This is a genomic window from Salinigranum marinum (assembly GCF_024228675.1).
Classification (GTDB): Archaea; Halobacteriota; Halobacteria; order Halobacteriales; family Haloferacaceae; genus Salinigranum; species Salinigranum marinum.
This window is the reverse complement of the sequence record NZ_CP100462.1, coordinates 214,729-240,533: the sequence shown is the minus strand read 5'-3', so window position 1 is coordinate 240,533 and position 25,805 is coordinate 214,729. Positions and strand designations below refer to the sequence as shown.

The following is a 25,805-nucleotide window of genomic DNA, read 5'->3' as shown; positions in this document are numbered from 1 at the left end:
GGATAGGAGAACCATCTAATACAGGCTGTTCGTAAATCGGTCGAAACAGAGGTTTCAGTTATCACCTCAGAGTCGAGAGCCGGACTCACTCGTCTCCGATGCCCGCACCGCCGATGACGAGTGTCGGAACCCCAGTCAATCTGACCACACGCTCTGTCGTGCTTCCAGCGGTGGCGATGCGTGAGAACCCGGTTCGGCCCTGCGTCCCCAGTACGATGAGGTCGGCCTCGTAGTCGGTGGCGGCGTCGACGATCTCCTCACTGGGCACACCACGGCGAAGGTGAATTTCGACGTGTACGCCGCACTCTTCGCCCAGCGCGGCCACCTCGTCCAGCGCCTCTTCACCGAGTGCTTCCTGTTGTTCGACCGCAAAGTCCCAGTGGCCGCTAGGCCCTGCCTGTTCGACGACGAACAGCGCGTGAATCATTGCGCCGAACTGCTCGGCGAGAGAGATCGCGTGTTCGGCAGCCTGGTCGCTGTGGTCGCTACCATCGGTCGGAACGAAAATATGGTCGTACATACAGCCCTCACCGCGCGGCACGACGATAAGCGCTGGGCACTGGTCAGGACGACGTTCCGTACCTTCCACGAAGTGCAACGGCACCTCCGCTATAGATACTGACGAAACGGTCTGGGGATACGATAGTATCACCCCTTGAACTGTACGGTGCGTTCCGGATCGGGACGTCTCGAAGCAGATCATGACAACGAGTGACTACAACGTCGATATCATCGGCAAGTCGTGTATCTGCCCGGATCGGCAGCAACGTACTCCCGAAGGAGGTGCAAACACATGCGGCGGGTCGACTACGAAATCAAACAGGAACGAGTTCCACGACCAGACGGCCGGGGGCTGGCGCTCGAAGGCGGTCGGCAGCCCGAACGATTCGAAGAACGTTTCGCAGGCGTCGACGTTCTGCTCGTGTACAGCGATGAACAGCAGATAGTCGTCGGGATCGCGACTGACTTGGTAGCCGCCCTGGATCCAGACGCAGACGGCGTCGATTCGCGTGAATGCGAACGGCCAATCACCGAACCGCGGGGTGGCGTACGCCTCCTCGCCCGACGGCGGACTGACGCTGGCGTCCCCAGCGACTAGTTCCCCGTGCCTGCGTCGGTTTCGTGAGCGAATTGGTCGAAGAAGGTCTGCATAAACCCCCAGCGAGACTCACCGAGATGTCGTCCTGGTTCAGTATATAGCGAATCAAGACGTTCACGTGTCCACTCGCGGATGAGGTCAATATCTGGCAGTTCAGGATGATCTCCGCCGAGTGTAGATGCGTCATCAATAATTGCATACTGCTCACCGGTACGCCCCGATCGCTCACCGACAATACAGGCGAGTCGAACGAGCCCGACAGCGCCAGCCGCGTCGAGTTTGTCAGCATCGAAGAGCAGTTTCGCCTCGATTGTCACTGGCTCGGGAGAGTTCGCCCGGATGCTGTGTGCACGCAGACTGTGCCTGACTGCGGCGAGCCGATCAGTCGCCACGTCCTCAGTCTGAAGGAGGGCCGTGGCTTCGCTCGCAGCCCATTCGTCGTGGTCATCAATCTCTCCGACCCGTTCCAGTGGCCGACCAATGTCGTGGAACCAGGCTGCTGCAGCCAGTACTTCTCGGTCAACACTGTCGGGATGCTGGTCCGCAAGCTGGAGGGCAACGTCATGCACTCGTTTCGCATGGAAAATATCGTGTGCAGGTAAGGCATCCTCATAGTACGGTAGTGATAGCTCTCGGGCACGGGAACCTAATCCAGAGGGCATTGTTGGCAAAGAGTTGATGCAGAACCCTTAGTTGTAATGAAGCGCGACCCCAGGCGGACTTCACACGTCGGTTTTCATTTAACATACGCTCTCATACAGATTAAATATATAACAATTGATCGGACATACAGGAACGGTTAAATACCACCGCTATAACCACGTGCATTGGTGTCATGGCTGGTACTTCCAACGGTGATCGAATCGTACTGGCAGCACTAGTCACCCTCGTGGTGATGGTGGGTGCGATGCTGCTTGGTGGAACAGTGGGACAACTAGTCTTCTCGTACACGATTATCGCGTTCTTCGGTCTCTACTTCTTGCTCGGTGTTCAGTCGACCGCAGACCACACCGAGTGGGCACCGTTCGTGAAAGTCGCCGGGGGACTCGTCATCATCTTGAGCGTCGTCTTCGCTGCCCTCTGGTTCTTCCACTTCCAGAATCCGACGTACACGGATCCGGTCTACTGGCTGGGCTTCCCACGGGCAACAGCCATCGTCGTCTACGGACTCTGGATGCCGCCAGCGATTCTCATGATGCTGGCGTATCCGTACCTATTCGATCGCTTCATTTGGAAGGACGAACAGGCAGAACGCTTCGAACAGATGGAACGGAAGCCGAGTCCGTCCGTTGCAGGTGATGACTGATGGCGCTTGATCCCATCATCGTCGGCATCGTCGGACTCTTCTTGGTCGGGATGCTCGCCATCGGAGTCTGGGCGACTCGAGAAACGAAGAGCACAGCCGACTTCCTCATCGCTGGAAAGCGCTTCGGCATCTGGGCTGTCGCCTTTTCGGCATTCGCCTCGATTATGAGTGGCTTCGGGTTCATCGGTGGCCCCGGCCTCTTCTACCAGGGAGGATACGCCTTCCTCTGGATCGCCATCGCTGCACCACTTGCGTTCCCCATCTCTTGGTTCGTCCTCGGCAAGAAGATGCGGCTGATGGCCGAGGTCCGAGAGATCTTGACAATTCCCGATGCAGCGTACGCGCGATACAACAGCGATGCCGTACGGGGACTGACCGCTGTCTCGGTGCTGCTCGGCGTAATCTCGTATCTCGCCGTCCAGTTGAAGGCGATGGGGTTCGTCCTCTCTGAGATCATCGGCACGAGCCAGATCGTTGCGTTGCTAATTGCCGTGGGTGTCATCGCCATCTACACGGTTGGCGGTGGGATGATCGCCGGCGTCACTACGGACCTCATACAGGGTGTCGTGATGGTCATCGGCAGCATCGTCGTGTTCGCCATCACGCTCAACTACGGTGGTGGCCTCACCCAGATGAGTCAAGATATCGCCGTGAACGATCCAACCTTCGCAGGAGCGTTCGGGAGCTTCCCGGTGATGCTCGTTCTCTGTTGGTACTTCCTGTTCACTATCGGCAACTCCGGACAGCCACACATGGCCCACAAGCTGTACATGGTCCGAGACGTCAAGCTCCTCAAGTGGGGTGCACCCATCGCTGGGCTGTCGTACTTCGCCTCCTCCCTGATGATGCTCGGTATCGGCATCAGCGTGCGTGCAGGCGTGGAGACGGGCACGTTATCGTCGCTAGGGAGTCCTGACGCAGCGGCACCGTTCTTCCTGACGAACTTCACGCCGCCCGTGATTGCTGGTCTCGTGTTCGCCGCAGCGCTCGGAGCCATCATGAGTACGAGTGACGCCTTCATCAATATCGGCGCGGCCAACATGGCGCGTGACATCCCGGAGAGCCTCGGGTACGAGTTCTCCACGGACCGTCAGGAGCTGTGGGCACACCGGATCGCCGCGGCGTCGATCATCGTTGGGTCGCTCCTGCTCGCGTTCTACGCCCAAATCCTCGTCGGTCTACTCGGCGTCGTCGGCTGGGCGCTGTTCGCCAGCGCGATCGTCCCGATCCTCGGTATCGGACTCAACTGGAGTGGGGCCTCGAAGGAAGGGGCGGTTGCAGCGGTTGCGGTCTCGTTGGTCCTGAACCTCGGACTCGCCGTCGCCGGTGAGTTCGCAGGATTCTCACTGCCCAACAGCGTCGTCATCGGAGCGTTCACGCTCGTCGTCTCATCCATCACGTTGATCGTGGTGAGTTACGTGACGTCCTCGAGCGCAGGTACCGATATCGCCTCGGATATCAGACGCGTCGTCACAAGCTAAACGGCGCGGCCGACTTCGAGATTTTTATCCAATCGGAGTAGTGTTCCGAGAGCTCTGCTGCAAGCGCGCCGGTCTCAACAGTTCGCGACGGATGATAGAAGTCGTAGGTTCTCGAGCCGGTAACGAGACGCAGTCGAGGTTTGAACAGGAACGAGCCGTCGCGCAGTTCGATCCGATCGATACCGCTCGTCTCGATGGCGAAACTACGCTCGTTATCCAGCAGTTCGGAGCTGGGGACGTCAACGTACTCTTCTCCGATCTCGGTCGCTTCTTCGCCCCGTCCATCCCGACGAAGGAGAATCGACTTGAACGACTCGTCGGCGTACACCGCGTAGACCATATCCGGTTCGAAGAACAGCTCGTACTGCTCGAACGTACTGGGCTGAATCCGATACCACTTACTCACCCATACCCGCTCACGCGGCGCATTTGCGCCTGGAGATGCATCCGTCATGGTCATCTGGGACCACGCTTGGCTTCGTTGACTGCTGGTAGTTCACACTCCAGCAACAGCGCAGCGTAGGTCTTTCCCTGCGTATCGTACCTGAGACTCACCTGTCCTCCGCCATCGAGCGCGTCGGTGCCGACGAAATTGAACGCCTGAACGTTCTCGAGCCGGTACCGCTCGACCTCTCCGTGAATGATCCCGTCGAAATACTCGGCTACCCGATCGGCAGTGAGCTGTTCGTCGAGGCGCTCGAACGCATCCTCGGTTTCGCTGATGACACCGATATTGACGCGGTTCCCCTTATCTCCCGAGCGTGCGTGAGCCAACTCGCCGATCTTGACGGGCGTCTCCCAGTTACTCATACACTCGCACCTCCGGGGTGACAGCCGCACGGGGGATGAGCGTTGGCCACGTATCGACGATCGGTTGTGGCCGGGGGCGACCCCCGTCAGTGAGACCAGTGACGCTCGGTGGCCCGGCCATCGACAGCGGCGCGAACTCCATCCCAAGTCGACGGAGGGTCTGCTTGTCCTGGCCGCGAGCGGCGAACCTGAGGAGGATCTCGTTGTACTCAGATCGAACCGGAGCGGCCGGGCCGTGTGTCGCGTCGTGACCAACGAACTCCGCGTTGGTGGCCTCGATATCCAGGCCCTGATCCTCGATCCGCTGCTCAAGCAACGCCGCAGCCGAGCGTGCCTTCTCCAGCGCATTCGGTCGCGAGTAGAGGAGCTTTCCGTTGAGTTTGTAGCCAGCTTCGTAGTGGACCGTCGCCTTGTATCGGTCCGGGCGTTCGTTTCCGGACACTCCTGAAAGGCGAACCGTCTCGGTATCAACCTGGGAGAGGGTCGGACTCGTGAAGTCGGCCTGCACGTCCGGTGTCTTGTAGGCCGCTGGGTCACCGATCTCGTACAGAAGTTGCTCTTTCACGGTTTCGGTGGAGACTCTGCCACCTGTCCCCGGTGGTTTGGTGATCGTAATCTCGCCCTCGCGAGTGACCTCAGCGATCGGATAGCCGAGGTCCTCGAAATCGATATCGTGCCAGTCCCCCAGGAAATTGCCGCCGGTCACCTGAGTCCCGCACTCGATGAGATGGCCAGCGATGATGCCGCTCGCGAGCAGGTCGTACTCCTCACGGCCCCATCCATGCTCGTGGATGAGCGGGCCAAGCGTGAGCGCGGGATCGACGATTCGACCCGTGATGACGATATCGGCGCCCGTCGAAAGTGCCTCGGCGACCGGAAACGCACCGAGGTACGCAACAGCGGTCACAACAGACTCCGCGATTGCATCCATCGGTTCCCCCGTGTCGATACTTCGGAGGGATGCCGCCGAGTCGATTGCCTCGAGATTGTCGGTGATGTTGTCACCGGTAACCGTCGCGATGGTGACATCGAGCCCCTGTTCTGTAGCGATGTCTTGGATTCGCCGTGCACATCCCTCCGGGTTGATTCCGCCGGCGTTCGTTACCACCTGAACGTCCCGCTCGAGCAGTCCCTCGAGATGAGGTTCGACGACGAAGCGAGTGAAGTCGGACGCATACCCCTGGTCAGGCTTCGATTCCTGGATCCTGGCGAGCACACCCATCGTGACCTCTGCGAGGTACTCCAGTTGGAGATAGTCGAACTCTCCTGCGTTGAGTAGCCGAGTGGTCGCATCCGGGTAGTCGCCCCAGAACCCCGCGCCGTTCGCGATCCGGACACTCATTTCAGCTCACTAGCCAGTTCCTCTGCTCGGTCCTGTCTGATTTCGTCCTCAGCAACCATCTGCGCTGCCACCTCATCGACGAGCGCCTGTGGAACGTCGGCCTGGATGGCGATGTTCTTCGCGTGGAGACTCATATGGCCGGCCTGGATACCCTCTGAAACGAGCGCCCGCAGACCAGCGTAGTTCTGTGCTAGACCGACAGCCGCCATAACCCCAGCAAGCTCATCGGCGGAGTCGACAGCAAGCAGCTCCATCGACGCCTGGGCAGTGGGGTGAAGTGAGGTCGCTCCCCCGATGGTTCCGACCTGCATCGGTATCTCGATGCTGCACGCGAGAAACCCCTCGTCGTCGATCTCGTAGTTCGTGAGTGGCCCATACCCGCCCTGGGCAGCGTACGCGTGTGCGCCCGCTTCGATCGCTCGCCAGTCGTTGAACGTCGCCGTCGCGACGGCATCGATACCGTTCATTATCCCCTTGTTGTGCGTCGCTGCGCGGTACGGGTCCCCTGCGGCGAACGCCCAAGCATCGACGATACGGTCCCGTACCTCCTCTCCCGTGAGGTCGGTATCATCGGACGCCAGAACAGCAGGGTCGAGTCGGCAGCGGGCTCGTGCCAGCCGGCGGTCTGCGAGATTTGAGAGGATCCGAAGTGAAACATCGCCGCCGGTGAGCCGTTCGATCGCTGGGGCAAGAGCCTCTGCCATCGTGTTGACCGCGTTGCCTCCCATCGCGTCGCGAACGTCGACGACGAGTTGTGTGACCACCATCTGTCCGCGTGGCGTATCGATGATTCGAACGTCGATATCCTCACAGCCACCGCCGTGTTCGACCAAGACCGGGTCCTGCTCGTTCGCGAGTTCGACGAGGTTGTCCTTCTCGTTCAGAATCTTGACCTTGGCTGCGTGAGGGTCAGCGACGTCCAGCGCCTGAATCTGTGAGAGCATTATCGGCCCCGAGACGCTGGTCTCGAACCCGCCCGTGTCACGAGCCATCAGGGCACCGTAGGATGCAGCCGCAACGACACTCGTCTCCTCGATGGCCATCGGGACGAGCGTGTCCTCTCCATCGATGACGAAGTTCGTCGCGACGCTCAACGGATACTCGATCGTTCCGACGACGTTCTCGCTGACGTTGTCGGCATCCCCTAGAGATAAGCCGACGTTCGCAAGCGCATCTCGGGCTTCGGCCGAGAGATCCGTTCGCTCTACGATCGTGTCCAGGCGGTCACTGGGTGCCTGTTTATAGAAATCAGTGATACGTGAGTTCATATCATAATAGCCGTTATTATCAGGTTTTAAAAAAGTAATGAACTGTCAGTAAGGATCCGGCCCCGAGGCTTAGACGGTGCAACGAAGAGTAGTTCCTCGAATCGAACACGGCCAGTAGAACATCACCGAGGAGGGTGCCGCGGGCCTCCAGACTCGATCCGTTCTGAAATCGAATAAGTTATACGCGCTACATGTCCGTCTTGTAGACTGAAGAAAACGAGAGGATAGCATGGCAAAGTTAGGGCTGTGGGCAAACGCCGTAGGACTTGTTATTAGTATCGCAGGCACCCTGTTACTGTTCCTGCATACGACAGATAAGTACCACTCGGCCATTCAGGATATCGGGTCTATAGCTGTTGCGTACCTCGGTCTAGTCCTCCTTGGGGTGTCAGTATCAGTCACAGGAGTCGCACTGCTGCTGAGGACGAAACACGATTGAGTTGGACACCGTGAGGGCACGGTATTACGCCTGCCGATAGACTCGTTGATTAGCACGCACGTTAGCTGAGCGGGTGATTCGCGGCGTCATCGGCGAAATGACTTGGCTGTCGTTACCGCCAGAAGCCGGTGGAGGCGCACATCGTGGATCTACGAGATACACCGGGATACCGACGGTAACGCGCGTTCAGCAACCTCAACAACATCGATATCGAGCAAATGGATTCTTCCGATCGAGAGCAGATCTCTGAGGTGACGACGCTTCTGGAACAGGTGGGACTGCTCAGCCGGTGAAGTGCTTTGTATGAGGCCAACATCGAGAGAGCATCCTGAATGCACGCCCCATCAAGTGCGTGCATTCCTCTCCAGAACACAGCTGTTCATGGCCGAGTGGAAGTGCAATTGGTAGTTCGTGGCCAAAACGAGTACGAGCAGAACCAATCGTCGCGTATTGCTGAAATGTGAGACAGGCATAACCGTCCTGCACCCCTCCCACTAGAGAGTTACTCATGGATATCTCCGAGATCATCTCCACGAAGTTCACCGAGTTCGATGTTGGGACGCCGCTCTCGAAGGTCGCCGGCGCATTCGAGAATCAAGAACTCGATGCCGTCGTGGTGACTGACGGTGACGAGTATCGTGGTGTCGTCAGCCGCCGACAGTTGGCTTCCTCGTCTAATCAGCCCTCTGCAAAGGTCGGCTCACGGGTCCAACACGTCCCGACCGTCGAACGCACAGAGGACGTTCGGGAGGTCGCGCGACTCATGATCGGCAGCGACGCCAAAACCCTTCCTGTGCTCGATGACGACCGTTCCGTCGGTGTGGTGACCGCAGATGCGGTCCTCGATGCCGTCCGCCCCTTCCTCGATGCTGTGACCGTTGAAGACGCGTATTCGTCGAAGCTGGTCAACGCGACCCCCGAGACGACAATTGGAAAAGCCCTCAATATGCTTCGGGAATCCAGTATCGCCCACCTCCCTGTCATCGATGGAGACGATCTCGTGGGGATTGTGAGCCTATACGACGTTATCGAGTTTACGACACGAGGCGGTAGCAAGAGTCAGGGTGGATCGTCGGGGAGTTTCGGTGACGACGGGGGCTCTGGGGAGAGCCACGGTGGGTTCGGTGCCCGAGAGGGCGACTCCGACCGGATGCTCGATCTGCCGGTCCGGAATCTGATGGCCGATGCAGTTGTGACGGTCCGGCGGAGCGCCCCGCTCGACGAAGTCGTCGAAACGATGTTCGAACGTGAGATCTCCTCGCTCGTCGTCACAGCCGACCAAACAGGCGACCCAGTCGGTATCATCACGAAGACGGACGTCATTGAATCGCTTACCTGGGAACGCGACGACCGGAACGCCGTGCAGGTCTTCGGACTCGACTTGCTAGAGGAGATGGACTACGACGACGTCTCCGCGTTAATCGAGAGTGTAACCGCGAAGTACGGCGAAATGAGCGTCATCAAGGCCAGTATCGAACTGCAGGAGCATAAAGAACAGAGCCGGGGCGTCCCACTAGTGTTGGCACGGATTCGACTGGTGACCGACCGCGGCTACTTCACGGCCGATGGCGAAGGATACGGTGCCTCCCACGCCCTCCGACTCGCCGCGAACACAATTGAACGCCAACTCCTCAAGGGGAAGACGTACGGCCAATCGAAGAAGCGATCCGACGCTGAGGCTCAAGAGCACCTCTACGGTTGGTGGCTCGGCGGGTAACGGACTCCACTTCCCTGTCGAGAAGGCTGGAAGGAGTCGATCGAAAAACAACCAGTGTGTGTCGGTTAGGAGGTTGTGTGTGAGAGACTGATTGCACCACTGGCGAATCTAGTGATACCGTTGTTCGACCGCGAGCGCCTCGCGAACAGCGTCGTCGAAGTGTGTCCGTAGCTCGTCGCTGAACTCCTTGACATGTGAATCCTGTTGAACTAGTTCCAATGAGTCCCACTCACCGGCTTCGGTTGCCGCGTACAGTTGTGTGAACTTCCGCCCGTTGTTGCCATACGCAATGACGACCACATACGGCTTTACCTCTTCAGCACCTTCGGGCGAGTGCCTCCCGCCCCACTCCTCGATTTCGGTGACGCTCACCCGATCGAACGTCGCAAGTTCTGCGCTGAATTCACCGGCCCCAAGGCGCTGAATCAGCTGTTCGCGATCCCACTCCCGTGTCTCGTTAGTTTCGGTATCCCTCCCTATTACTGTCTCTGCAGTGATCGATTCGATGACCCAGTGCGTGAGTCGTGGTCCGGCCATCTCAGCCGTTGACTGAGTACCGACATCGCCTTCTTGGATACGACCGCCTTCTTGAACACCGATATACCGTGGATTCGACGCGGGGAGATCGATAAAGACTTCTCCCGGATCTACGCTGACCAGTGCTTCGACGCCGTCGATCGTTCGCGCTTCTATCGTTTTCTTTGTATGTACAGTCATAGTTGGTGGCTCTGACGTCTCGAATACGGCGAGCACAAGTGGGTCGGCCTGATGTCCGTTCGATCAGGTAGTCCACACCCGTCTGGCAGGCACAGACTGCATCGACGAACGCCGTCACCGATTCGGCCATTGGGCTACCGCTTCATATACGCCGGGTAGACGGTTTACCCTGTCGTCCGTTCTCACAGTACCGGCACAATGTCGACACTCCTGAACAGGTATGGATCATCCCAAAAGCTGTCCAACGTGTGGAAACGAAGCCCGTGCCCAGGCGAAGTGGCGGATCGGAAACGCGATGAGGACGGCCTCTACTTCGTCCACGTCTGTCCGGAGTGTGGGGCCGAGGAAGACGTATTTTTAATCTCGCACCGAAACACGAGCGAACCACGCGGTAGTAGCACACCGGACGATGGTAACAGAGGGCGGACGGAGCCGACGAGATGAACGATTAACGCTGTGTGTGGCGGATGAACTCGTCGAGTTCTTCTTCGATGAGTGTCGCAACCCGTTCACTATATTGCCAGAGTGCGGCATTGAGTTGCTCTTCGGTTTCGTCATCGAGTTCGTCCTGCCCACGAAGAACGGAGTCTTTGGTTATCTGGGGGTGGTACACACAGACGACGCCGAGCGAGGTATCCGAACTCGAGGTCCCAGCCGTGTGGATTCCATATTGATCAGTTCCCCAGACACCATCTCCGCCTTGTCGCTCCAGTTCTGAATCGAGCGCATCGAGGAGATGAACCTCCGCTGTGGTGAGGAGTGGTTCGTCGCCTTCGAACAGTTCAGCGTATGCCTGTGTCCGAGCCGTATTGGTCCATTCTTCTAGCTGGGAACGAGCTCGGAGGACGAGCTGCCTCTCATCTGGAAACTCAGCCATACTCCTAGAAGGGGTGCGAGGCGGATGAGTGTTTGTACGACGTCTACCGATGATGGAGTGCTGTTGATCGCGGTGTACTCGACACCGGCATTGTCGCTCACATTCGTGTCTGATTCGTGTGCGGATCGCTCGTATTTACGTTAGCATTGATTCCACCAGACGGCGAAGGACTTGCAACCACGATTCTGCGGTCGGCAGCGCCGCATTCGAGATCGTGGTTGAAAATGAGGTAGTTCGGCGTTTTGGCTCGCTGAGGATACGTTCGACGCTGTTCCGATTTCCGTGGCGACACAGCTGAAACCGAAGCCAACGTCGGTTGAGTGCAGCTGTAAGATGAGTCGCGTCGGCGGTTGGATAGCCAATAAGATCACCGCGTAGTCGACACGTAGCACAAACAACCACCTCCGGTGTGAATTCGGATTCGTCATGCAGTATGACGAGCTCTCCTGCCGAGGGGCGCAGATCCGATTCGGTTTACCGCCTAGTACAGAGCTGAGTCTTGAGAATGACGAATTCGGTCTGTTTTTGTCACAGTATCTCTCTGTGTGCGTTTCAAAGAATATCTCACAGCCGTAGTTCACGAGACTGTTGATCCGTTCAAGTGTCGAGGTCGTCTCCAGAGTCGGTAGCGGTGCAGTGTCCATCCGGTCAGCTCGTTCAGATTGTCGATATCCTGTTCGTCGCACCAGCGGGTGAAATGCCCAAGCCGTGAGCAGTGGGCGTACTGGGTTGCTTTCGCTAGCTCACTTCGACGGTCTTCGAGGGATAGTTCAACGGCTTCGTTGGGTTGGATTGGTTCGAGTGCCATGGCTCTGTGTCGATGCAAATCGGAGTCGACGACGACCCAGAGCCGAAACCGGAATCGACGGACAGAGCGGCGATTAATGCAGGATCGTCATACACTATGACGAATTCCCATCAGGAGCGTTCACCGTCTGTTTCCTCATGGCCGGTTGTTCTCTCAGAGAAATAGAAGTGATTCTACCTCTCCTTGACGTCGAACGGTCTCATCAGGCAACCTAACAGTGAGTACATGGTACTTCTGACAAGTTTTCAGACCCGCGGTCAACACAGCCGACGCGCGTCACGGTCGACGAGACTAGTATAACCAATGGCGGGCAGTCATGGTTATACACTGCAATAGATGTCGACTCGAAGTTACCACTCGGTGTCGATCTGTTCGAACGTCGGGGCACCGATCCAACAATAGAGGTTTCTTCAGCAACTCACCGAGAAACACGATCTCTCAAACACAGAAGTCCCAGTCGATGGTCGCGGTTGTCTAACTACCCTCTTTCGATTATATCTGAGCGGTCAGCTTGACTTCGTTGGCCGGAACTGAATCAAACGGTGGTTTCACACCCCCAAAATGTGCGTCACTCTCTCCCATAACTCGCGGGTGGGAAGTGGGACTGGCGTCGCCTAAGATCTTGCACAATTCACGTACTACTATGACGTTCAACGACCGCGTCAAGCGCTTAAGTATCAAACGCTATCTAGAGCTCAGAACTAGACAGTGCCCTCTGCTGGGCCCCGCATGTATCATGGTGTCTTCGGTCATCCAACCGGAGACCAATCCTATAGTGAAAATCCAGTGTGAATTGTCACTCATCGTGATGCAAATCCTCAAGCGAGCCATCACTACTGCCTGTTCCACCGCCTGCCTTCGGCTCGCCACTCTCAAACTAACGGATGCGATTCTTTTGACGAGGGCCTCCAATTTGTCGCTCTTCTTACGGACGGGTTTCTATGGCCGATCCTCAGCGATCTGTTCGCCCGTCTCGGCGGGGGGTCCTCGCTTAGTCTGAACACACGTCCAATTCCAGCGCCTGTCTCCGAGACCGTCGCCGGCAGTGCCAGCCCGCTAGTGTTCGACGTGTTGTAAGTCTGGCCTGGCAGCCACAGTCGTTCAGCGCATTCCGAACAGACACGAGCCCCTAGTAGTCCACGCGGGTATAGCGGACGAGCATCATCCTCGTCATATTCGCCGACGACGACTTGAACTCGATAATCAAGAGCGCCGCCGCCACGTCGGAGGTGGACTCTAAGTTGTTCGGCACTTCCTTCCCGGAGCCGAACATCTGCGTGTCCCGCATGGACACCTCTTTTCCGCCCGATAGCCCCCCGACTGGTACGACTCCCACGCCTGCCTGGTTCACGTACTGTGTGGTAGTTTCTACGCTCTTCAGTAGGAGATTGTTGATAGCGTTCAGCTGTCGCTCTGGAATCGAAGAGAGCAAGGACACCGCGTAGCGGTGTCCGACACGAATGATTCCGCTCGATGTGTTTAGCTCGGAATCGCTCGCAGCGGACCTGTTACAGCAGGTTCGCTGGCGTGACGGTGTTTCTTGCCCTCGCTGCCGTTCTGACCGGACGGTCAGAAACGGCAGCTATGGGGCGTTTCAACGCTATCTGTGTAAGGATTGCGACCGCACGTTCAACGATAAGACGGGCACAATCTTCGCTCACTCGAAGGTTGCGCTCCGCAAGTGGTTGTTCTCGATCTACGCGTTCTTGCGATTCAACACGAGTCTCCGGCAACTTCAGCGAGAGATCGGAGTGACCTACAAGACGATGCATCGGCGCGTCGAGCGCTTTACCAGAGCGCTCGACGCGCCTCGTCTCGATCTTGTTGGACCGGTTGAGATCGACGAACTGTACGTCTCTGCCGGACTGAAAGGCCGCGAGCGCGACCAAGAGTCGCGCTCGCGTGGACTCTCACAACGCGGACGCGGAAGGTACGATCAAGACAAGCCGCCGATCTTCACACTCGTTGACCGTGGAACTGGACAGCGATACGTCGTTCCCGCGAAATCCGCCGACGAATCGACGGTGCGACTCCTCCTTGAAGAACACGAGGAGGAGTCGCTGACCGTCTACACCGATGGATTTCGGGCATACGACCCACTAGAGGACGACGACGAGTTCGACCGCGAATACGTCGTCCACGGTGACGGCGAATACGCGGATGGAGACGTTCACGTGAACACCTGCGAGAGCCACGCGTCGCTGGCGCGACGGTGGCTCTCGCCCCATCGAGGTATCTCGAAAGACAAGTTGACACAGTATCTTCGCGCCTTCCAGCTACGCAGCGAACTCTTCAGAAAACCCGGTCGACAAGCACTCAAGCACGCTGTCGAAGCGACTCTCTGAAATCAACAATCTGCTACACATGAGCGTACGAGGAATATCGACAGCGTACACGGAAGAAACCGCTGGTACGAGATCTCGGTCGACAGTGTGCCCACCTCTCAGCAGATGGGAGTCGGCAGGTACCGTTACGAAGTTTGACAGCGTAACTACAGTATGAATCCAGAACCAGAGGTCGTTCAACGTGGGGTGGTTCACTCGTTCGTCCGCGGGCTCTCACCGGTGAGGAAGACACTCGTGGCGATCGGTGCATACGGCGTCTGGACGGCTGTCACGTGGCTCTTGGAGGGGCGGATTGAGACACTGCTTCGACCGGAGGCGACCGTCGACCGCATCGTCTACACCGGCGTCGCTAACGTCCTCGTCGGGACGATTCTCGCGCTTTGGCTGGTTCGAGCGTTTGTTGCGTCGGGCTTCGTCTCACGACGTGACCTCGGATTCCAGTCACTCCCCCGGACGCTCGCCGTGGTCGTCGTAGCGAGCGTCCTCGGAGGTGCGGTCTATCTCTTGCAACGACCGCCATCGACGGATCCGGTCGTGATTATGAACGCGTTCGCGCAGGTGCTGCCCGTGTCCATCGCGGAGGTGGTCGTCTGCTGGGTCGTCGTCGGTGGGAGCGTGGCTGCACTCTTGCGACGCCGGGGAGTCGGTGGCAGAGTCGCCGACAGCGCGGCACTCGTCGCAGCAAGCGTGCTGTTCGGGGTGTATCACCTCGCGCACAGCCCACCGTTCAACTCCGTCGAGATGATCGGACTGCTGACGCTCGTGAGTGTGGGGACGGGCCTGTTCTACTTCATCGGTGGATCGGTCTATGGGGCACTTGTGTTCCACAACTTCCTCGCGCTGTTCGGTGTGACGACGGCACTCGTCGAGGCCGGACAGATAGCGGCGTATCAGGAGCCAATTGTCGCCCTGCTGCTGACGGCGTTCGTATCGCTTCTCGTCCTCGTGGGAATGGAGGTGGTTGTCGTTCGGGATTCAGCGTATCCTGTCGCAGATACCACCGTCACTGCATAGCGACAATGGGCCTGTCAAACGACCACAGAACAGTCGCCTCATATCGAGAACCGATGGTCGAAATAATGGCCTCACTGAGAAGTCTGGCAAAAATCACGGCAGAAGACTATTGTCTCGTCAGACGGTACATATCACGTATAGCGAGACAAGAAGGGACGGCCGATAAGACGCAGCAAGTCTCAGTCGAGATCCCGATTCCGGCCCCAGCCCCGACCTGTTCCGCCACACGGCCACTAACGACCTCCTCCGGCTGTTGGTCGATAACCCCTACGAGCAGTTCACGATCCGCGAACTTGGCCGCCTCACCGACAACGCGGCCCAGTCGGTCAAGCGAGCCGTCGACGTCCTCGAAGCGAAGGGCATCGTGGTGGCCGAAACGACGGGCAACCGTCGACTCGTCAGCATCAATCGCACCCGCATCACGAAGCCCGACGACCCCGTTCTGCGCATCCCGCAGTCGGATTCCACCCTCCCGTCCGTGCGGCACTGGATCGACTACGCGACGAACTGGGAACGGTCGACGGCATTCTCGTGTTCGGCAGTGTCGCCCGTGGTCGAGCCGACCGACAGAGCGACATCGACCTCTGGGTACTCGCCAGCGACCGGGCCGACCAGCACCGCGCTAACGAACTCGCGAAGGAACTCGGACAGCAGCGGTTCGGTGACACCAGCACGGCGGGTCGCAGACGGCGGTACGACCGGGCGACGACCGGGCAGGGTGACCGTTACGAGTTCCAGATCCTCGTCGAGACGCCGGAGTCGGCACAGGCCCATAGCGATCGACTCGAGGACGTGTTCACCGACGCGATTACGCTCGTGGACAGCGACACCGTCCGTGATCTCAAGCACGAGGTTATGAGCGGTGCCTGACGAACCCGCTGATCTCGAAGAGTCTATTTCTCGTGTCGAGGATGCGTTCGGTGGCCAACTGGGCCGCCCCGACTACGAGGAGGGACTCGACCCGAATGAACACGAGTCCGACGTGATCCAGCTCCGGAAAGCCTGCCGATCGCTCGACGCGTGTCGCCTGCTTCGCGACCACGACGGGTACCACGAGCGTCATCGAGATGTCATTCGCGGCCACCGAGCGCACGCTTGAGTTCGACGCGCTTACCGCGTCGAACGACACGATCGATGACTTCCGTGAGGGGCACGACCGAGCCTACGACCGCGGTGCGGAACTCCGTTTCGTCACGGAAGAAACCGCGCGACGACTGAAACAGTTGTACCGTGACAACCGTGCAGCGGCGTATTACGGAAAATTCGAGGCGAAAGCCTCGCCATTCAGGGCGGGGATGAAGCCGACCAATAGTATTCAACCGCCGACAATGGCATAGACGGGGTTTCAACGCGAAATTTAACGCGTCTAACAATGATAGTATACATAGATGGTGAAGAGTACCCGTCACGCGAGATACGAACTCTACTACCACATAGTGTTCGTGCCGAAGTATCGGCGTTCGCACCTGACGGGGAAGACGAAGGAACGTCTCGAAATGCCTTGTTTTGCGGTCGACTAACGGCAGCTTCAGACGCTCTCACGGGAAGATTCCGTCACGCTAACCCGTAATTGGACGCCGTCTGGCGATATGGCATCGCTCAGACGGCTAGCACGGATGTGTCGAGATCTTGCCAAACAGCACGTTGACGACCCGGAAGTACCCGCCGCGCCGGACGGCGCGGGCGGGTACGCGAAATGGGTGCAGATCGCCTTGATTCTGTACCGCGTCGAGTTGGAGAAGAGCCTCCGTGAGACTGAAGACTATCTTAACGAGATGCCCGGTGTCCTCGCCGTGTTCGAACTTGACGAGGCACCGCACTACAGTTCGTTCTGCCGGTGGGAACAAGAGTACCGGATGCGTGACCTGCGCCGCCTGCTCCGCGCTTCGGCGGAGCAGGCGGGCTGGAGTGGTGAAGCCGCGATTGACGCGAGTGGCTTCCAGCGCGATCAAACCAGCTACCACTACCGCGACCGCGCGAATTACTCGTTCCAGTCGATGAAGACGACGATCTTGATCGACGTGAACTCGCTGGCGATCAAGGACGTTCATTTCACGACGAAGAAAGCCTGGGACGGCCACATCGGGATGCAGGTCTTCCGCCGGAACGCGGAAGACCTGCGTGTGTTGTCTGCTGATGCGAACTATTCGTGGAGCGACCTCCGCGAGGAGTGTCGCTCCAACTCAACGCGACCGTTGATCAAGCACAGGGAGCAGACACCGTTGCAGAAGGCCCACAACGCCCGGATGAACGAGGACTACAACCAACGCTGGATGAGCGAGACAGGTTTCTCGCAGTTGAAGGAAGACGACGGCGAGAAGCTCCGCTCCCGGAGCTGGCATGGCCAGTTCCGGGAGCTGACTCGCAAGTGCATCGTGCATAACCTGACGCAGGCGGCGAGTTAGGGCTCGCCGTCTGCTCCCCTTCTCCGGACGTATCCGGGAGAGGCATCGCCGCCGTCACCGGAACAATGGAGCAAGGTACCATAGTTTTGACTCATCAGCAACCGCTGTGAGTGACAGCTACTGCATCTTCTGAGGGCGAGAAGCCGTCTTTAGCGCCGTAAAATTGTAGATCAGCAACCCCACCCCGACGCTGTCTTGCGTTCAACAAGGCATCTCGAAACCATCTTCGCGGAAATCTGTGAGGACAAAGACCTCGAACTGGCCGAGTCCAAGGTCGTGCCCGACCACGTACACCTGTTCATCGGGAGTCCACCCAAGAATGCCCCGTCACTCATCGTCAACTGGGTCAAGGGTATCTCGGCGCGGAAGTACAACCAACGGTACGACGACCGCGTGAAGTGGACCCGTTCGTACTACGTCGGGACGGCGGGAAGCGTCCCCGAATCGCTGTGCGATTCGGTGTGCCAATCAGAACTACTCGGCAGTTCTGATGACGCCTCGAAAGGTGCTGTCGAACGCTACATCGCTGAACAGGAAGGTGGCGACGAATGAAGCGCGTCAACACCTTCGAGGTCGTGCCACAGACCGAGAACGACAAAGAGTGCCTCCTACGGTTCCTCGACGCCTCCGCTTCTCTGTGGAACGAACTGACCTACGAACGTCGTCAGAACTACTTCGGTGACGGCGACGTGTGGGACACGTCCGAATACCGTGGACAGTACAACGGTGTCGTCGGAAGCGCAACCGTTCAACAGGTCACGCGCAAGAACAGCGAAGCGTGGCGGTCGTTCTTCGCCCTCAAGGAGAAAGGCGAGTACGCCAACCCGCCGTCATACTGGGGCAACGAGGGGGACGGACGCGAATTCCGTAGCTACATCAGAAACAACCAGTATACGATTCGGTGGGGGAAGCGTAGTCGTCTCGAAATCCCTGTCGGGCAAGACCTGAAAGACGAATACAGACTCGGCTACCACGAACGACTCCGCCTCGAAGTCCGAGGCACTCCGAAGTGGGACGGCAAACAGGGTCGTCTGGAACTTGAGTACGACGAGGTTAGCGACACGTTCAGGGCTTTTCAACCAGTCACCGTACCTGATTCTCGACTGGCTTGTCACGAAGCCGCCCTCGACGGTGGCGCGAACAATCTCGTCGCCTGTTCCACGACCACTGGGAACCAGTACCTCTACGACGGTCGGGGGTTGTTCGGACGATTCTGCGAGACGACAGACGAAATCGCCCGTCTACAGTCGAAACTGCCCGAGAGACTGCGTCTCTCGGAATCACGGAAGACTCCGTCTTCCGGACGACTCCGAGAGGGACGCTACAGTTCCAAGCGGATTCGACGGCTGTACCGACAGCGGACGAAGCGTCGTGACCACGCACAGAACGCGCTGGTGCGCGACCTCGTTGAACGGCTGTACGACGAGGGCGTGGCGACAGTGTACGTGGGTGACTTGACCGACGTGTTGAAAACGCATTGGTCGGTCAGGGTGAATGAGAAGACACACAACTTTTGGGCGTTCAAGAAGTTCATCCACCGTCTCGCGTGTGTCTGTGAGGAGTATGGCATCGCCCTCGAAGCCGAGTCGGAAGCGGGGACGAGTCAGACGTGTCTCGAGTGTGGCGGCCACGACGAGACGATTCGCCACGAGGACACGCTGACGTGTCCGTGCGGTTTCGAGGGACATGCCGACCTCAAGGCGTCAGAGACGTTCCTTCGAGAAAACAGCGATACGGAAGCCAGGCCGATGGCACGGCCCGTGCGATTCGAGTGGGACGACCACGACTGGTCGGAGTCACCACGCACTCACGAAAGTCCCAAAGAAGTGCGCACGAACCCGCAAGTTGCCTCCGTGGGTCGGTAGCCGAACCCCCCACCGGAGGAATCCTCGCGCGGTAGCGCGGGGAGGATGTCAACGCGATACGGTCGCGGCTAGACAGCAGGCCGATGCGATGTTCGACCTCGCGGTAGCTATCCACGACTACGTCAAGAACTTCGCACGGCTCTCCCACGAGTGTCGCTGTCGGCGCCGACGAGCGAACGCCTCGCGGTCTGTCGGTCACATCTAATCAACCATTTCACGCGTCTACTCGATTCTCCAAGAGATGACTGCACCCTGCTTGTGGACGGTGTGTTGTAGACCAGTGAAGTGAGTAATCTTACACACGCTCGCATCGATTTCGTACCAGTAGTTGATGTCGCGGACAATCTTCTCGGCGGCGTCCGCTGCTGTGTATCGTTCTGGCAGCTCCTCCGCGGTTTTTGAATCCGCGTCGGTGCGGGTGTAGCACAGACCGAGCAGACCGCTTTGATCTCCGAACGAGGATTCGTGCAGCCGACGGGCATCGGTCAGGAGCGTGGTTCGGTGAAACGGACTGGACACGTGGCCGAACATGGTCGGTTCCGGATCGCCGTTCGCCAGTAGCGGATCAGCTTCGCCTCCACCGGCAGCCCGGTCGGCAACATGAGATCGCATCTCTCCCAGGGGAGACGACGCTGAAGTGGATGATTGAGTCTTAGGGGATCATCAGGACGACGGGGTGGCTCGCGTCTACGGTGGATTGATTGCGTCGTTGAGCGGGTCGACAGTCCCCGCGTCATAGCCAACTCGCCACAACTGATGGACGGCACGTGCGACGAGGACGAGTTCAGTGACCCCGATACAGGACGCTTCGACATCGTCGTCATCGTTCGACGCGTTCGGCGGTGGATGGTAGTGGGCATCTCCATCAGGAGCGGTGTACCCGTGAGGATGTACGTCCCATCGGAGGTTCCGATCCATGTTGTCACTGTAGTGGACGTTGTAATCGTCTCGTACTGACCACCGGACGGTGATGGTCGCAGTCGTCGCCCCGCCGATGCCGTCGTCGAGCTGGAGACGCAGTTCACTGGGACTTACTGGATCATCCAGCAATCCGCTCGCGAGGGGTTCGAGGCGCTCGAATTCGGAGCGAAAGTCGTGGAGTGCGCCGGCGTCGAGAGCGCCTTGTAGCGAGTGCGACTCGGTTCCTCGCATCGTCTCAGCCGATGACGCCTGCTGGTTCGCCGCGTTCGTCCGAGCCGGTGTCGTCCTCGACGGCCTCGGTTGCGTCCGCGAGCGCGAGGGCGGCCCGTGCGAGCTTCAGGTTCCGACGTGCCGTCTGCCACTCCGTCATCGCCTCTGCACCGATTTCCGCGTCAGCGATGGCCGCGGCGCGTGGCGATTCTGCGCCGGTCTGCTCCTCAAACTCTCGGAGGGTCTCGCGAAGCTCCGTGACGCGTGCCGACAGCGTCTCGATGTCAACCGAATCGAGTATCTGCTTGGCGCGTTCGAGGACGACCGATCTGGGAGCGCGTTTGTACCACGTTCCGCGTGCATCCGGCGGGGAGACTGCCTCGACGAAGCCATCCGCTGAAAGGATGCCCAGATGCTTGCGTGCGGTCGTCTCTGAGGTCAGCGCACGCTCGGCGATGGTAGCGACTGACTGGGGATCGTACGTCCGCTTCATGACGGTGCGAACGCGCTCGCCCGGACTGGTGTCCGCCTTCCACTCCTCGGTGACGCGCTCGTTCACGTCGGCGGGGCGATTGTCGGTCATGCGTAGTCTCGTATGCACAAGCATATTAGTCTTGGGAGCAATATGCTTGCTCGGCTATCGTGGTAGATCATCCCGTCGGCCCACTCAGCCCGACATCCTCACCAACTACAATCTGCGGTAGGTGGGGGAAAGCCAGAGGAGCGATCACGGTGAACTAGTAGCCACAACAGCCCGGGGGAATAGTCGACGGCTGTCTGACGATCAGTTGGTGTCGCCGACGCCTCCGTCGCTTGATCCGGGAAGACACCTCGTCGACGTGGACGGGCGAGCGGTCGGGACCGTGCAATCGCTCGTCATCGACCAGTGCTGACGAGCGACGACGCAGGAACGGCGGCCATCTGGGTCGACAACAGCGGCGTGGCGACGACTAGTAACCTGAAACGACTGACCCAGAGTGTGCGCCTCCTCGGCGTCGTCTTCGCCGCGCAGAGCCTCTGGCTCTACCGCATCCGATCTGTCCCGTCCGTCGCGGCCGCGACGCTGACGACGGTCTTCGGGCTGTGGTTCATGGCCGCGCCGCTACTGTACGACGTCGGGTTTCTGGCGACGGCGGGGACGCAGTTCGGTGGACTGCTCGTCGCCGCGTTCGCCCTCTACGTGCTCGTCAGCGCACTCTCAACACCGGACTGATCCGCTCGGAGGTTCCGCGCTCGAACCCGAGCGATCGGGGTCGAGAGTCGCGCGTCGCGCAGTACACAGTAGATCGTAGATCGGGACTGTCTCCCGCGGCCTGTGTCACTCCAACTGATGGTAGTCGAGTTCGTAGCCGGCGTCCAGCGCCACCTGCACCGCCTCGCTCGGTTCGTCGACGGGCGTCGTGGTGAGTCGCATCGCCCCGACGCTATCGCGGTGGAGTACCACGTTCCGACGCCACTCCTCGTCAGTCTCGGGGTAGTCGGTCCGTGCGTGTGCTCCCCGCGACTCGGTGCGGGCGGCCGCCCCTCGCAGGATCCCCTCGGCGACGTCGAGCGCGAACCCGAGGTTCATCGCAAACGCGAACGACCGCGTCGTCGGGTCGCCCACGGCGAGGTCCGACGCCCGGGTCCGGAGGTCGGCTAGCGCGTCGAGCCCTGCAGACAGTCCCCGGTCGTCGCGGCGGATCCCGGCATGCGCCCAGAGCACCTCGCGCAGTTCGTCGAACAGCGCCTCCGGGTCGTACGTGCCGTCGCTCCGGGCGAGTCGCCCCAGATCGGCGAAGTGAATCGCGGCCCGGTCGTAGAGCACGCCGCTGTCAGCCCCGCCGACCGCTCCTCGCTGTCGCCGTGCTGCGATGGCCGCGCCAGTGACGACACCGAACGCCACGGTTTCGGCCAGCGAGTTGCCCCCGAGGCGGTTCGCGCCGTGGACGCCGGCCATCGTCTCGCCCACCGCGTAGAGGCCGTCGACGTCCGTCTCGCCAACCGCGTCGACGACGACTCCACCCATCCCGTAGTGGGCCGTCGGTGCCACCTCGACGGGGTCGGTGGCCATGTCGACTCCGAGCTCGGCGAACCGTTCGTACATGCGGGGGAGTCGTTCGCGGATGAAGTCGCGATCCCGGTGTGAGATGTCGAGGTAGACGCCGCCGTCGTCGGTTCCCCGGCCCTCGCGGACCTCCCGGTCGATGGCCCGCGCGACCACGTCCCGTGCGTCCAGTTCCATCTGCTCGGGCGAGTACCGCTCCATGAACCGCTCGCCGGCGGGAGAACCCTGTTCTCCCGCGCCTCCGCTCGCCTCGCTCGCGGAGACGTCGGCGTTGAACAGGCGGCCACCTTCGCCGCGGACGGCCTCCGTCACTAACCGGCCGTCCCACTCCTCGCCGTACCGGCCCCCGACCATCCCGGTGGGGTGGAATTGGACGAACTCCATGTCCATCAGCCTGGCGCCTGCTTGGTACGCGAGGGCTGGCCCGTCACCGGTGTTCTCGTCGTCGCGCGAGGAGTGCCGGTCGTAGAGGCTGGTGTGGCCACCGGCGGCCAGCACGACGACGTCGGCGTCGAACAGCACGAACTCGCCGGTGTCCATGTCGAAGCCGGCCGCGCCGAGTACACGGCCAGCCGCGTCGTCCGTGAGTAGTCGCGTGACGAACACGTCGTCGCGGTACGGCACCGACAGCGCTCTGGCCCGCCGAATCAGCGTCTCCATGAGCGACTCGCCGGTGTGGTCGCCGGCGAACGCCGTCCGCCGAAACGACTGTGCGCCGAAGTACCGCTGGTCGATCTCGCCGTCGTCGGTCCGACTGTACGGCATCCCCCAGTCGTCCAGTTCGCGCAGCACGTCGGGCATTCGCCGGGTGACTGTCTCGACCTTCTCGGGGTCGTTCAGGAAGTGACCCTCTTTCAGCGTGTCCGCGGCGTGGATCGTCCAGTCGTCCTCGGGGTCGTGGGTACCCAGTGCACCGTTGATCCCACCGCGGGCCCACGTCGTGTGAGCGTCTCCGTGGGTACGCTTCCCGATCACGAGGATGTCTTCGGGGTCGACCCCCTGTTCGACGAGTTCGATCGCCGTCCGCGCGCCGGCCGCCCCCGCACCGATCACGAGGACGCCGAGGTCGACCGTCTCGTACGCCGTTTCGCGTGGCTGATCGTCGCGCCGTTCCTGAAAACTCATTGTATTTTTGCTAGGGGCTGCAGGTAATTAACTCCGTCGCGGTGTGTTTGCTCTCAGCCGGCTTCTCAGCGCCTCTAAATACAGTTTAAAGAGATAAATTGTGTGAAAAATATTGTCTCGGCCGCTCGCAGTCGGGTGTCTCGCCCGGTCGCGACGAGCGTCGAACCGGCGGCCGGCCGAACTGCTCCGTCCGACGGGACAAGTTCAAGCCGTTCGGGTCGCTAGGTTGTTCTATCCGCCGCCGTTCTTCCGTCATGTCACCTTCGGACTACCCCGTCACCGGCCTCCCGGCGCCCGACCCCTCGTACAGTCCCGTGCGCGTCGTCGAGATTCAGTTGACCGCGCTGGCCGACAACGACGACCCCGTGGAGGACGCGGGGATCAAGACCGCGTACAACTTCGCTTCCCCGGCGAACCGTCGCTCGACCGGCCCGGTCGACCGTTTCGTCCGGATGGTCCGGGGCCCGCAGTACGCGCCGATGGTCGACCACGTCGAGGCCGTCTCCGGGCCGATGGAGCGGGGCGACGGCAGCGCCGAACAGCGGGTGACGCTCACCGGCCCCGGCGGTCGGACGGTGACCTACGTGTTCGGGCTGTCGAAGCAGCGCGGTGGCCCTCTCGACGGCTGTTGGCTCACTGACCGCGTGCTCGTCGACTGAGCCGCGACGCCGGGACGCGTGCTCAGTCGCCCGTCGCTGCGCAGTTGTTCGGCCCGAGTTCCAGTTCCGTCCGCGTCTCCTCGTCGCCGGGGGCCCGCCGCCCGGCGTTGATGTCGATGATCGTCTCGTAGTTCGGTGGTTTCTCCGGGAGCGACGCCGTGAGCCGGTCGACGAACGTCTCCCGGTCGGCCGTCAGTAGATCAAGGCCAGTTCGGACTGTCCCGACCGTCGTCGTCACCGGTTCGCCGGGCGTCACGTCGGCGGTTCCGTCCGCGTCGATGGCGAAGTGACCCGGAAGCACGGTGACCGCGTCCGGTTCGGCCAGGAGGGTTCGGTGCAGCGACTCGTAGAGGAGGTCGGCCCCGGAGGCCGCCTCGCCCTCGCCGAACTGGAGTTCCGTGCGGCCCACCGAGTCGACGAACAGCGTGTCACCGGTCAGGACGGCCTCGCCGTCGACGAGGTAGCTCACGATTTCGGAGGTGTGACCCGGCGTCGCGACGGCCTTGACGTCGACGCCGCCGACGGTGACGACCTCGTTGCGCTCCAGCGCTCGGAACTCGTAGTCGACGCCTCGGTCGACGGCGTCGGCACCGAGGCAGTAGGTCGCCCCGACGTAGTCGGCCAGTTCCCGGCCGCCCGAGAGGTGGTCGGCGTGGACGTGCGTGTCGAGAACGAACTCGATGGAGTAGCCGCGGTCGGATGCGACTGCGGCGAACCGATCGACGTGTCGCGTCGGATCGACGACCGCAGCCACCTCGGTCTTCGGATCGGCGATCAGGTAGCCCAGACACCCCTTCGCGCGGCGCTGGAACTGCACGATTTCGACGTCACCGGCGGTCGGAACGTCGACGACGTCGTAGACCGCGCTCCAGCCCTCCATCCCGGTCTCGACGACCGTGACGTGTTCGTACCCGCTGTCGGCGAGTCGCTTCGCGATGTCGAACGAGGAGACGCCCTTCGCGCAGATGGTGACGATCTCGTCGTCCGGTGCCAGTCCGGTCTGGGCTCGGAAGTCGTCCGCGTCGAACTCGAAGTCGGGCTTGTACGTGTACTGCACCGCATCCTGGATATGCCACGCGTCGTAACTCTCCGCTGGGCGCGTGTCCAGGAGCGAGAACTCTCTCTCCCCATCGATCCAGTCGCGGAGCCGTGCCGCAGTAATCGTCTCGACCATCGGTTCGATGTACGACTTCCACGAGGTTATATGATGTGGCTCTCGCCGATCCGAGTCGTGTACTGTCGGTGGTCAACCGGACCAGACCGCCGCACGGACCGCGTCGCCGTCACGAGCCGTCGTCGGTCGCGGGGACGCGTCGACACGGCGTTATGCGCCGGAGGGCTGAGGCCGTC

General features: G+C 60.2%; 27 protein-coding genes and 5 pseudogenes. 16 read left to right on the top strand and 16 right to left on the bottom strand.

Features of this window, described 5'->3' with window-relative positions; genetic code table 11:
- Positions 1-85: 85 nt before the first annotated feature.
- The 3 genes and pseudogenes from NKJ07_RS21230 to NKJ07_RS21220 all read right to left on the bottom strand — a co-directional run bounded on the left by NKJ07_RS21230 (position 86) and on the right by NKJ07_RS21220 (position 1,761).
- Complete coding sequence (locus NKJ07_RS21230) at positions 86-520, bottom strand: universal stress protein (RefSeq protein WP_318570559.1); 435 nt, start codon at positions 518-520, stop codon at positions 86-88.
- Between the two features lie 330 nt (positions 521-850).
- Positions 851-1,108: pseudogene (locus NKJ07_RS21225) on the bottom strand (RNA polymerase subunit sigma-70); the annotation flags it as partial.
- Complete coding sequence (locus NKJ07_RS21220; protein ID WP_318570558.1) at positions 1,096-1,761, bottom strand: HD domain-containing protein; 666 nt, start codon at positions 1,759-1,761, stop codon at positions 1,096-1,098. The pseudogene NKJ07_RS21225 and the gene NKJ07_RS21220, both read right to left, overlap by 13 nt.
- A 173-nt stretch (positions 1,762-1,934) precedes the next feature.
- Between NKJ07_RS21220 and NKJ07_RS21215 the strand changes: the two genes are divergently transcribed.
- Both NKJ07_RS21215 and NKJ07_RS21210 read left to right on the top strand, forming a co-directional pair.
- Positions 1,935-2,405, top strand: a complete 471-nt coding sequence (locus NKJ07_RS21215) for a hypothetical protein (protein WP_318570557.1) — start codon at positions 1,935-1,937, stop codon at positions 2,403-2,405.
- Positions 2,405-3,886, top strand: coding sequence for a sodium:solute symporter family transporter (locus NKJ07_RS21210; RefSeq protein WP_318570556.1), 1,482 nt, complete (start codon positions 2,405-2,407; stop codon positions 3,884-3,886). Before NKJ07_RS21215 ends, NKJ07_RS21210 begins: the two co-directional genes overlap by 1 nt.
- Here NKJ07_RS21210 and NKJ07_RS21205 read toward each other — a convergent pair.
- Genes NKJ07_RS21205 through NKJ07_RS21190 form a run of 4 tightly spaced genes read right to left on the bottom strand, consistent with a single transcriptional unit; the run spans position 3,876 to position 7,306 of the window.
- Positions 3,876-4,346, bottom strand: coding sequence for a hypothetical protein (locus NKJ07_RS21205; RefSeq protein WP_318570555.1), 471 nt, complete (start codon positions 4,344-4,346; stop codon positions 3,876-3,878). The genes NKJ07_RS21210 and NKJ07_RS21205 overlap by 11 nt on opposite strands.
- On the bottom strand, positions 4,343-4,696 hold the full coding sequence (locus NKJ07_RS21200) for an AtuA-related protein (protein ID WP_318570554.1): 354 nt from the start codon (positions 4,694-4,696) through the stop codon (positions 4,343-4,345). The genes NKJ07_RS21205 and NKJ07_RS21200 overlap by 4 nt, the downstream gene beginning before the upstream one ends.
- Positions 4,689-6,038, bottom strand: a complete 1,350-nt coding sequence (locus tag NKJ07_RS21195; protein ID WP_318570553.1) for an acyclic terpene utilization AtuA family protein — start codon at positions 6,036-6,038, stop codon at positions 4,689-4,691. Before NKJ07_RS21195 ends, NKJ07_RS21200 begins: the two co-directional genes overlap by 8 nt.
- Positions 6,035-7,306, bottom strand: a complete 1,272-nt coding sequence (locus NKJ07_RS21190; RefSeq protein ID WP_318570552.1) for a hydroxymethylglutaryl-CoA reductase, degradative — start codon at positions 7,304-7,306, stop codon at positions 6,035-6,037. The genes NKJ07_RS21195 and NKJ07_RS21190 overlap by 4 nt, the downstream gene beginning before the upstream one ends.
- A gap of 229 nt (positions 7,307-7,535) precedes the next feature.
- Here NKJ07_RS21190 and NKJ07_RS21185 point away from each other — a divergent pair, with 229 nt between their 5' ends.
- The 3 genes from NKJ07_RS21185 to NKJ07_RS21180 all read left to right on the top strand — a co-directional run bounded on the left by NKJ07_RS21185 (position 7,536) and on the right by NKJ07_RS21180 (position 9,462).
- Positions 7,536-7,745, top strand: coding sequence for a hypothetical protein (locus NKJ07_RS21185; protein ID WP_318570551.1), 210 nt, complete (start codon positions 7,536-7,538; stop codon positions 7,743-7,745).
- A gap of 218 nt (positions 7,746-7,963) precedes the next feature.
- Positions 7,964-8,038, top strand: coding sequence for a DUF8012 family protein (locus NKJ07_RS24610; RefSeq protein WP_484593994.1), 75 nt, complete (start codon positions 7,964-7,966; stop codon positions 8,036-8,038).
- Positions 8,039-8,253: 215 nt separating this feature from the next.
- Positions 8,254-9,462, top strand: a complete 1,209-nt coding sequence (locus NKJ07_RS21180; protein WP_318570550.1) for a CBS domain-containing protein — start codon at positions 8,254-8,256, stop codon at positions 9,460-9,462.
- Positions 9,463-9,570: 108 nt separating this feature from the next.
- Here NKJ07_RS21180 and NKJ07_RS21175 read toward each other — a convergent pair whose 3' ends face one another.
- The 4 genes and pseudogenes from NKJ07_RS21175 to NKJ07_RS21160 form a co-directional block, all read right to left on the bottom strand.
- On the bottom strand, positions 9,571-10,179 hold the full coding sequence (locus tag NKJ07_RS21175; protein WP_318570549.1) for a hypothetical protein: 609 nt from the start codon (positions 10,177-10,179) through the stop codon (positions 9,571-9,573).
- A gap of 448 nt (positions 10,180-10,627) precedes the next feature.
- A complete protein-coding gene (locus NKJ07_RS21170; RefSeq protein ID WP_318570548.1) occupies positions 10,628-11,056 on the bottom strand; it encodes a DUF7539 family protein in 429 nt (142 codons plus the stop codon).
- Between the two features lie 140 nt (positions 11,057-11,196).
- Positions 11,197-11,398, bottom strand: a pseudogene (locus tag NKJ07_RS21165) (IS6 family transposase); the annotation flags it as partial.
- Positions 11,399-12,993: 1,595 nt separating this feature from the next.
- Complete coding sequence (locus NKJ07_RS21160) at positions 12,994-13,302, bottom strand: hypothetical protein (RefSeq protein ID WP_318570547.1); 309 nt, start codon at positions 13,300-13,302, stop codon at positions 12,994-12,996.
- Positions 13,303-13,324: 22 nt separating this feature from the next.
- Between NKJ07_RS21160 and NKJ07_RS21155 the strand changes: the two genes are divergently transcribed.
- From NKJ07_RS21155 to NKJ07_RS24600, 9 genes and pseudogenes are all read left to right on the top strand, one after another.
- On the top strand, positions 13,325-14,209 hold the full coding sequence (locus NKJ07_RS21155; protein WP_318568649.1) for an IS1595 family transposase: 885 nt from the start codon (positions 13,325-13,327) through the stop codon (positions 14,207-14,209).
- Between the two features lie 153 nt (positions 14,210-14,362).
- Complete coding sequence (locus NKJ07_RS21150; protein WP_318570546.1) at positions 14,363-15,223, top strand: hypothetical protein; 861 nt, start codon at positions 14,363-14,365, stop codon at positions 15,221-15,223.
- 531 nt (positions 15,224-15,754) lie between these two features.
- The gene (locus NKJ07_RS21145) at positions 15,755-16,093 is read left to right on the top strand and encodes a nucleotidyltransferase domain-containing protein (protein WP_318570545.1); all 339 of its coding nucleotides are present in this window, start codon (positions 15,755-15,757) and stop codon (positions 16,091-16,093) included.
- A pseudogene (locus NKJ07_RS24605) lies at positions 16,086-16,560 on the top strand (DUF8154 family protein). The gene NKJ07_RS21145 and the pseudogene NKJ07_RS24605 overlap by 8 nt, the downstream one beginning before the upstream one ends.
- A 51-nt stretch (positions 16,561-16,611) precedes the next feature.
- A pseudogene (locus tag NKJ07_RS21130) lies at positions 16,612-16,719 on the top strand (transposase); the annotation flags it as partial.
- Positions 16,720-16,812: 93 nt separating this feature from the next.
- Positions 16,813-17,628: an IS5 family transposase gene (locus tag NKJ07_RS21125; RefSeq protein ID WP_318566907.1), complete on the top strand. Its 816-nt coding sequence runs from the start codon at positions 16,813-16,815 to the stop codon at positions 17,626-17,628.
- Between the two features lie 198 nt (positions 17,629-17,826).
- Positions 17,827-18,180, top strand: a pseudogene (tnpA, locus tag NKJ07_RS21120) (IS200/IS605 family transposase); the annotation flags it as partial.
- Entirely contained in the window at positions 18,177-19,493 is a 1,317-nt protein-coding gene (locus NKJ07_RS21115) for an RNA-guided endonuclease InsQ/TnpB family protein (protein ID WP_318570542.1), read from the top strand. The pseudogene tnpA and the gene NKJ07_RS21115, both read left to right, overlap by 4 nt.
- Positions 19,474-19,698, top strand: coding sequence for a DUF8154 family protein (locus NKJ07_RS24600; protein ID WP_484593993.1), 225 nt, complete (start codon positions 19,474-19,476; stop codon positions 19,696-19,698). The genes NKJ07_RS21115 and NKJ07_RS24600 overlap by 20 nt, the downstream gene beginning before the upstream one ends.
- A 17-nt stretch (positions 19,699-19,715) precedes the next feature.
- Here the strand turns inward: NKJ07_RS24600 and NKJ07_RS21110 are convergent, their stop codons facing one another.
- The 3 genes from NKJ07_RS21110 to NKJ07_RS21100 form a co-directional block, all read right to left on the bottom strand.
- A complete protein-coding gene (locus NKJ07_RS21110; protein ID WP_318570541.1) occupies positions 19,716-20,105 on the bottom strand; it encodes a hypothetical protein in 390 nt (129 codons plus the stop codon).
- A 75-nt stretch (positions 20,106-20,180) separates the two neighbouring features.
- Entirely contained in the window at positions 20,181-20,645 is a 465-nt protein-coding gene (locus NKJ07_RS21105) for a toxin-antitoxin system TumE family protein (RefSeq protein WP_318570540.1), read from the bottom strand.
- A gap of 4 nt (positions 20,646-20,649) precedes the next feature.
- A complete protein-coding gene (locus NKJ07_RS21100; RefSeq protein WP_318570539.1) occupies positions 20,650-21,207 on the bottom strand; it encodes a DUF7342 family protein in 558 nt (185 codons plus the stop codon).
- Between the two features lie 303 nt (positions 21,208-21,510).
- Here NKJ07_RS21100 and NKJ07_RS21095 point away from each other — a divergent pair, with 303 nt between their 5' ends.
- On the top strand, positions 21,511-21,837 hold the full coding sequence (locus NKJ07_RS21095; RefSeq protein WP_318570538.1) for a hypothetical protein: 327 nt from the start codon (positions 21,511-21,513) through the stop codon (positions 21,835-21,837).
- Between the two features lie 105 nt (positions 21,838-21,942).
- Here NKJ07_RS21095 and NKJ07_RS21090 read toward each other — a convergent pair whose 3' ends face one another.
- Positions 21,943-23,796, bottom strand: a complete 1,854-nt coding sequence (locus NKJ07_RS21090; RefSeq protein WP_318570887.1) for an L-aspartate oxidase — start codon at positions 23,794-23,796, stop codon at positions 21,943-21,945.
- 254 nt (positions 23,797-24,050) lie between these two features.
- Here NKJ07_RS21090 and NKJ07_RS21085 point away from each other — a divergent pair, with 254 nt between their 5' ends.
- Complete coding sequence (locus NKJ07_RS21085) at positions 24,051-24,455, top strand: DUF4864 domain-containing protein (RefSeq protein ID WP_318570886.1); 405 nt, start codon at positions 24,051-24,053, stop codon at positions 24,453-24,455.
- A 22-nt stretch (positions 24,456-24,477) separates the two neighbouring features.
- On the opposite strand, the gene NKJ07_RS21080 is transcribed toward NKJ07_RS21085, so the two are convergent.
- Positions 24,478-25,629: an MBL fold metallo-hydrolase gene (locus NKJ07_RS21080; RefSeq protein ID WP_318570885.1), complete on the bottom strand. Its 1,152-nt coding sequence runs from the start codon at positions 25,627-25,629 to the stop codon at positions 24,478-24,480.
- Between the last annotated feature and the right edge of the window lie 176 nt (positions 25,630-25,805).

Excerpts from the sequence above, each read along its gene's own strand:
- NKJ07_RS21080 (WP_318570885.1), bottom strand. The coding sequence starts at position 25,629 with ATGGTCGAGACGATTACTGCGGCACGGCTCCGCGACTGGATCGATGGG.
- NKJ07_RS21230 (WP_318570559.1), bottom strand. The coding sequence starts at position 520 with ATGTACGACCATATTTTCGTTCCGACCGATGGTAGCGACCACAGCGAC.
- NKJ07_RS21185 (WP_318570551.1), top strand. The coding sequence starts at position 7,536 with ATGGCAAAGTTAGGGCTGTGGGCAAACGCCGTAGGACTTGTTATTAGT.
- NKJ07_RS21110 (WP_318570541.1), bottom strand. The coding sequence starts at position 20,105 with ATGCGATCTCATGTTGCCGACCGGGCTGCCGGTGGAGGCGAAGCTGAT.
- NKJ07_RS21190 (WP_318570552.1), bottom strand. The coding sequence starts at position 7,306 with ATGAACTCACGTATCACTGATTTCTATAAACAGGCACCCAGTGACCGC.
- NKJ07_RS21090 (WP_318570887.1), bottom strand. The coding sequence starts at position 23,796 with ATGAGTTTTCAGGAACGGCGCGACGATCAGCCACGCGAAACGGCGTAC.
- NKJ07_RS21085 (WP_318570886.1), top strand. The coding sequence starts at position 24,051 with ATGTCACCTTCGGACTACCCCGTCACCGGCCTCCCGGCGCCCGACCCC.
- NKJ07_RS21175 (WP_318570549.1), bottom strand. The coding sequence starts at position 10,179 with ATGACTGTACATACAAAGAAAACGATAGAAGCGCGAACGATCGACGGC.
- NKJ07_RS21100 (WP_318570539.1), bottom strand. The coding sequence starts at position 21,207 with ATGACCGACAATCGCCCCGCCGACGTGAACGAGCGCGTCACCGAGGAG.
- NKJ07_RS21210 (WP_318570556.1), top strand. The coding sequence starts at position 2,405 with ATGGCGCTTGATCCCATCATCGTCGGCATCGTCGGACTCTTCTTGGTC.
- NKJ07_RS21220 (WP_318570558.1), bottom strand. The coding sequence starts at position 1,761 with ATGCCCTCTGGATTAGGTTCCCGTGCCCGAGAGCTATCACTACCGTAC.
- NKJ07_RS21205 (WP_318570555.1), bottom strand. The coding sequence starts at position 4,346 with ATGACCATGACGGATGCATCTCCAGGCGCAAATGCGCCGCGTGAGCGG.
- NKJ07_RS21125 (WP_318566907.1), top strand. The coding sequence starts at position 16,813 with ATGGCATCGCTCAGACGGCTAGCACGGATGTGTCGAGATCTTGCCAAA.
- NKJ07_RS21200 (WP_318570554.1), bottom strand. The coding sequence starts at position 4,696 with ATGAGTAACTGGGAGACGCCCGTCAAGATCGGCGAGTTGGCTCACGCA.
- NKJ07_RS21170 (WP_318570548.1), bottom strand. The coding sequence starts at position 11,056 with ATGGCTGAGTTTCCAGATGAGAGGCAGCTCGTCCTCCGAGCTCGTTCC.
- NKJ07_RS21215 (WP_318570557.1), top strand. The coding sequence starts at position 1,935 with ATGGCTGGTACTTCCAACGGTGATCGAATCGTACTGGCAGCACTAGTC.
- NKJ07_RS21195 (WP_318570553.1), bottom strand. The coding sequence starts at position 6,038 with ATGAGTGTCCGGATCGCGAACGGCGCGGGGTTCTGGGGCGACTACCCG.
- NKJ07_RS21150 (WP_318570546.1), top strand. The coding sequence starts at position 14,363 with ATGAATCCAGAACCAGAGGTCGTTCAACGTGGGGTGGTTCACTCGTTC.
- NKJ07_RS21155 (WP_318568649.1), top strand. The coding sequence starts at position 13,325 with ATGATTCCGCTCGATGTGTTTAGCTCGGAATCGCTCGCAGCGGACCTG.
- NKJ07_RS21180 (WP_318570550.1), top strand. The coding sequence starts at position 8,254 with ATGGATATCTCCGAGATCATCTCCACGAAGTTCACCGAGTTCGATGTT.
- NKJ07_RS21115 (WP_318570542.1), top strand. The coding sequence starts at position 18,177 with ATGAAGCGCGTCAACACCTTCGAGGTCGTGCCACAGACCGAGAACGAC.
- NKJ07_RS21105 (WP_318570540.1), bottom strand. The coding sequence starts at position 20,645 with ATGCGAGGAACCGAGTCGCACTCGCTACAAGGCGCTCTCGACGCCGGC.